This window comes from Nocardia arizonensis, assembly GCF_001310275.1.
Lineage (GTDB): Bacteria > Actinomycetota > Actinomycetes > Mycobacteriales > Mycobacteriaceae > Nocardia > Nocardia arizonensis.
On record NZ_LGYZ01000074.1, the window covers coordinates 1 to 6,069 of the forward strand.

The window sequence follows — 6,069 nt, forward strand, 5'->3', positions numbered from 1 at the left end:
ATCGTCGCCCACGCCGTGAACACCTACACCCGGCCCGGGGACCTCGTGCTGGATCCGATGTGCGGGATCGGCACCACCCTGGTCGAGTCGCTGCACTTGGGCCGCCAAGCGGTCGGTGTGGAGTACGAGAGCCGGTGGGCGGAGCTGGCGCGCACCAACATCGAGCTCGCTCGCGAGGCCGGGATCGATCTCGCCGCGGACGTCTTCCACGGCGACGCCCGCAAGCTGGGCGAGCTGATCCCGGCCGAGCTGCGCGGCCAGGCGAAGTTGGTCATCACTTCCCCGCCCTACGGCGATTCTCTGCACGGGCATGTGCGCGCCAACCGCAAAGACCCGGTGGTGAAGAAGAACCACCGCTACGGCCAGCTCCTGGACCGAGGCAATTTGGCCAACGTCGGCCTTGGCCGCCTACTGTCGGGGTTCACGAAGATCCTGGCCGGGGCCGCCGACTACCTCGCCCCGGGCGGGTATGTGGTGATCACCGCGCGGCCGTGGCGTCAGCACGCCGAACTCGTGCCGCTGCCCGCCCACCTCTACACCTGCGGTGAACTGGCCGGGATGGTGCCGGTGGAGCGGTGCGTGGCGCTGCTCGGGCGTCTCACCGAGGGTGATCTCGTCGCTCGGTCGAGCTTCTTCCAGCGCGACTTCATCGTCAAGCAGCGCGCGGCCGGGCTGCCGATGCACCTCATCGCCCACGAGGACGTCATCATCCTGCGCAAGCCCGAAGCCAGCGAGGCGACCGAAAGCCGCCGCGCGGCAGGCCGGTTCCCGTTCGGCAGCGCGGCGACGCTGCCGAACACCGAGATCACCGGCCCGGGATCGGTGGCCGCGTGAATCCCGAGCAGGGATGGCTCGGCCGGGCGCTTCTCGCGCCCGGCCGGGCCGTGGCCGACCTCCGCGAATCCCTCGAACACGCCCTCGTGTTCACCGATGCCCTGTTCCTGGTGGTGGCTGGTGTCACGGTGCTCACCGCGGTCGGGCTCGCGGGCCGGTGGCGGCGAGGCCGGCTGAGTGCGCGTGCCCGTCAAATCACCGTGCTCACCCCACCGGAGGTCGATGCCAAAGGCGCACTCTCCTTCTGGGCCCACCTCATCGGCCAGCTCCGCCCCGCGTGGGCGAGAACGCTTCTGGGGCAGCCGCATCTGGGGTTCGAGTACACCGTCACCCCCGAAGAGGGCGCGGCGATCCGGTTGTGGGTGCCCGGCGCGATCCCACCCGGACTGATCGAGCGGGCCGTCGCCTCGGCGTGGCCCGGCGCGCACACCGACACCCGCGAGCCCGCCCGGCCGCCACTGCCGAACCCGGTCAAGGGAATCCGGCGGGTCGTGGCCGGAGGCGAGCTGCGTCTCGGGCGCCACGAGGGACTCCCGTTGAGCACCGAGCATTCCGGTGATCTGGTGCGCAACCTGATCACCGCCGCCGACGATCTGGGCCCCGGCCAGGCCACCTGCGTACAGGTCCTCGCCCGACCGGTCACCGGCCGCCGCGTCGCCCGAGCCACCCGCTCCGCGGCGAGCACGGGTACCCGGGCAGGTGTCGCGGCCCGACTACTGCGCGAGGCCCTCGACCTCCTCACACCCGGCTCGAACAGCGCTCGCACCTCCCGCGCTACCGCCGGGGCAGGAACCGGCCGGGCCAGCGACCGGCAGACCTCCCTCGAATACAGCGCCGCCGCCCGCGCGGCGGCGGCCAAAGCGCGAGGGGCGCACTGGGAAACGGTCGTGCGCTATGCCGCCTCGATCCCGGTCTCCACCGACCCCTCCGAGATCGACTCGACAGCCGCAGCGACGGCGGTGGCGCGCGGTCGCGCCGATGCGCTCGCCACGACATTCGGGGCGTGCACCGATCACAACTACTACCGGCGTCGCCGTCGCCATTTCCGTCTTCAGCGGTTGATCCGGGAGCGCCGTCTCGGGCGTGGGGATGTGTTGTCGGTGCCCGAGCTGGCCACGATCGCCCATCTGCCCACCGACGACGGGCTACCGGGCCTGCAGCGTGCCGGAGCCCGAGCTCTGTCCCCGGCCCCGGAGATCCCCGTCGGTGGGGAACACACCAAGCCGTTGGGGATGTCAGACACCGGCACTCGCCGCCCAGTAGCGGTCAAAGTCAGCGACGCCCGTCATCACCTGCACATCCTCGGCCCCACCGGTGTCGGCAAGTCCACGCTGCTGGCGCGCACGATCCTCGATGACGCCGAGGCCGGGCGCGGAGTGATCGTCATCGACCCGAAGGGCGACCTGGTCACCGATGTCTTGTCGAGGCTGCCGTCGCCCATGGGTGAGCGGGTGGTGCTCTTCGACGCCGACGCCTCCAGTGCTCCGCCGTGTGTGAATCCCTTGGATATCGGCCGGATCGGACGCGCCGGAATGGATCTCGCGGTCGACAACCTGACCACGGTGTTCCGCCGGATCTTTCACCAGTGGTGGGGGCCACGCACCGACGACATCATGCGCGCGAGCCTGCTCACCCTGTGCGCACAGCCCGGCACCGCCACCCTGGCCGACCTGCCCCGCCTGCTCACCGAGCCCGCCTTCCGTTCCCGGGTCACTCGCACCACCGCTGACCCCGTCCTGCGCGGGTTCTGGGACTCCTACGAACAGCTCTCCGATACTGGGCGTGCCCAGCTCACCGGCCCGCTACTGAACAAACTGCGCGCCTTTTTGCTGCGGCCGTTCGTCCGTGCGGCCATCGCCGGTGGCCCGTCGACTGTGGACTTCGGCGATGTCCTCGACCACGGCGGCATCTGCCTCGCACGGTTGCCGAAGGGCTCACTCGGCGAGGAAACCTCACGGCTGGTCGGGTCACTGCTGGTCGCCCGGACGTGGCAAGCGGTGACCGCCAGGGCCCGGGTGCCCGCCGCCGACCGGCCTGACGCCGCGCTCGTGCTCGACGAGGCACAGAACTTCCTCAACCTGAGCACACCGATCGAGGACATGCTCGCCGAAGCCCGCGGACTCCGGCTCTCTCTGCTGCTGGCGCATCAGAACTTGGGTCAGCTCTCGCGCGAACTGCGCGACGGCATCTCAGCGAATGCGCGCAACAAGATCGTCTTCGCCGTGTCACCCGACGACGCCCGCGATCTCGCCCGGCATACCGACCCGTGGCTGTCCGAGCACGACCTGTCCCATCTCGACGCCTTCCACGCTGCCGCCCGCCTGCTGGTCGACGGCCGCAACGCCCGCCCCTTCACCCTCACCACCCGGCCGCTGGATCCACCGATCCCCGGACGCGCCCGCGAGATCGCCGCCGCCGCCCGCGCCCGCATCACCGCACCGGGCCCCTGACCGTGACGAGTGACCCGGTCACGCATAGCGCGCCTCACCAACTGCCACCGCCCGTCTTCTCTTCATCCTGAGAAAGGTTGTGCCACCGATGCTTTCCCGACCCGCCCAGCAGGCCGACAACCGCCGACCCCGACCCGACAACCGGACCCGGCCCCGCCCCCTCGATCCCACCGCGCTCGTCTCCCGGCTGACCGAGCGCGACCGCTGGATCCTGCGCATGCTCTACGAACACCGCGTCTTGACCACCAACCAGCTCACCGACCTGGCCTTCCCCACCCAGCCCATCGCCCTGCGACGGCTCAACCTGCTCCACCGCTACGGCGTCCTCGAACGGTTCCGGCCCTGGCGCGCCCGAGGCAGCGCGCCAATGCACTGGGTACTCGCACCGGCCGGAGCCGGCGTCCTCGCCGCCGAAGCCGGAATCACGGTGCGCGAGCTTGGCTACCAATACCAGCGCGCGCTCGCCATCGGGCACAGCCTGCACCTGACCCACACCCTCGGCGTTGTCGAGTGGTTCACCGCCCTGATCGCCCACCCCGCCCTCGATCAGCGTGGCGACCCCGCCCAAGTCCTGGGGTGGTGGTCCCAGACCCGCTGCGAGCGCCTGTGGGGAGACCTCGCCCGTCCCGACGCCTGGGGCCGCTACCGCCACGCCGAAGCCGTGCTCGACTTCTACCTCGAATACGACCTCGAATCCACCACGGCGCTGTCGCGGGTCGCGGCCAAGCTCACCGGCTACGCCGAGCTGGCGCGCACCACCGGGGTCGTCGCCCCCGTCCTGCTGTGGGTGCCTAGTAGCGCCCGCGAGACCAAAGCCCGTGCCGCGCTGCGCCGAACATGGGAACGGCTGCCCGACCCCGAGGCGGTGCCGGTGGCCACCGCCGCCGCTGAACTCCTGGCCCCCACCCACGAGGCGAGCCCCGCCGACCAGGTCTGGCTGCCCTTGGAGTTTGACACCGACCGCAGGTCGCATCTGCACCAGCTGGCCACCATGTGGCCCCGGCGTACCCCGCCCGCCGCCGACAGCGAACTCGACCCCGGCTGGGTATCCCAGAGCGGCGTCGTCGCCTTGCCCCCACCCGCACCCCGGCCACCGACCTACGAGTCCTGGTGAGCTGACGATGCTGGTCAAGGCACTCGGGGCAGGATTCGCCGGGTTCGTGTTCCTCACGGTCGTCATCGCGACCGTGGTCACCACGGTCATCGTGTTCGACCAGGCGCTCACCGCACCCGCCCCGGGCGCCTCGACCGGCACCGGCTCCACCCCGAGCACCGAAGCACAGCAGGACATCCCGGCCGAGATGCTCGTGCTCTACCAGGCCGCTGCCGGGGACTGTCCCGGCCTGGACTGGAGCGTGCTCGCCGCGGTCGGCAAGATCGAGACCGACCACGGTCGCTCCACCCTGCCGGGAGTGTCCTCCGGCGAGAACAGCTCCGGGGCCGGTGGGCCGATGCAGTTCCTCGCCCCGACGTTCGACTCCGTTGTCTCCCGGCATCCCCTGCCCGCTGGTGGAGCGAACCCGCCCTCGCGCTACAACCCCTCCGACGCCATCCACGCCGCCGCGTTCTACCTCTGCGACTTCGGTGCGCCCGACGACATGTACAGCGCGATCTTCGCTTACAACCACGCCGACTGGTACGTCGACCAGGTCCTGGACCAGGCGTCCCGCTACCGCGCCACCACCCCCAACACCTCCGGCGGGGACTGCGCCAGCGCTGCACCGCCGAACTCGACAGCGGCACAGGTGATCTCGTTCGCCTGCGCGCAGCTCGGCCTGCCGTACGTGTGGGGCGGCAACGGGCCCGAGGTGAATGGCGGCTGGGACTGCTCGGGACTCACCCAGGCCGCCTACCGCGCCGCCGGGATCTCCATCCCGCGCACCACCTACGACCAAGTCCACACCGGCACACCGGTCTCCGAGGACCAGCTCGCCCCCGGAGACCTGCTGTTCTACAGCACCGGCGGCGATGTCCACCACGTCGGCATCTACCTCGGCGGCGGCCAGATGGTGCACGCACCCACCTTCAACGAACCCGTCCAGGTCTCGCCCTACCGGTGGCCCGGAGACGACTACTTCACCGCCACCCGACCCACCCCCGCCCACAACAACAACTCCCCCGCCGCGCCCTGAACATCGACTTGTGAACGGAGAACCTCCATGCGCCACAACCACTCTCGAACCGTCCGCGTCGCGCTGTGCGCGGCCGTCACCGCGACCACCATGACGGCCGGTGTCACCGCCGCAGAACCCACACCCGACCGCACCGGTTCCCAGTGCCCGCGCTGGACCGCGCTGCTGGCACCGGGCACCTACGAGACAACCTCGACCGCCGGACAGGCCACGACCGGGATCCTCACCCAGCTCGGGGAATCGCTCACCGCCCGCTACGGCTCCGACATCGAGGTTCACACCCTCGCACCTTCCGCCGGTGCGGGGTCGGTGAGCCAAGCTGACCTCACCGCGGCGGTGAAGGGGCTGTGCTCGGACACCCGAGTCGTTGTGGCCGGCTACGGCCAGGGCGCCGAGGTCGCCGGCGACCTCGCCACCACGCTCGGCAACCGAGGCGGCCCGATCCCGGCCACGCGAGTCCTGGCCGTCGCGCTGGTCTCGGACCCGCGCCGCGACCCGGCCACCGCCCAGCTCGGCACCCCGGTCTCCGGACAGGGCGTCACCGGGCCGCGCGCGCAGGGCTTCGGCGAGCTGACCGATCGGGTCCGCACGCTGTGCCTCGAGGGTGACAGCTACTGCTCGACCACCGCCGAGTCCTCGCCCGTCCTCGCCGC

General features: G+C 71.0%; 5 protein-coding genes. All 5 read left to right on the forward strand.

The genetic code is table 11. The annotated features are described in order from the left end of the window. Positions 1-834 (forward strand): TRM11 family SAM-dependent methyltransferase (locus APZ21_RS14420; RefSeq protein WP_054813822.1); only part of this gene is annotated, 834 nt, incomplete at its 5' end. Further along, positions 831-3,284: a type IV secretory system conjugative DNA transfer family protein gene (locus tag APZ21_RS14425; RefSeq protein WP_054813823.1), complete on the forward strand. Its 2,454-nt coding sequence runs from the start codon at positions 831-833 to the stop codon at positions 3,282-3,284. The genes APZ21_RS14420 and APZ21_RS14425, both read left to right, overlap by 4 nt. An 88-nt stretch (positions 3,285-3,372) precedes the next feature. Next, positions 3,373-4,398 (forward strand): replication-relaxation family protein, encoded by a 1,026-nt coding sequence (locus APZ21_RS14430; RefSeq protein ID WP_054813824.1) that lies wholly within the window; start codon positions 3,373-3,375, stop codon positions 4,396-4,398. A 7-nt stretch (positions 4,399-4,405) separates the two neighbouring features. After that, positions 4,406-5,416, forward strand: a complete 1,011-nt coding sequence (locus APZ21_RS14435; protein WP_054813825.1) for a C40 family peptidase — start codon at positions 4,406-4,408, stop codon at positions 5,414-5,416. Between the two features lie 27 nt (positions 5,417-5,443). After that, positions 5,444-6,069, forward strand: a 626-nt coding sequence (locus tag APZ21_RS14440) for a cutinase family protein (protein ID WP_156371074.1), incomplete at its 3' end; no start/stop codon positions are given.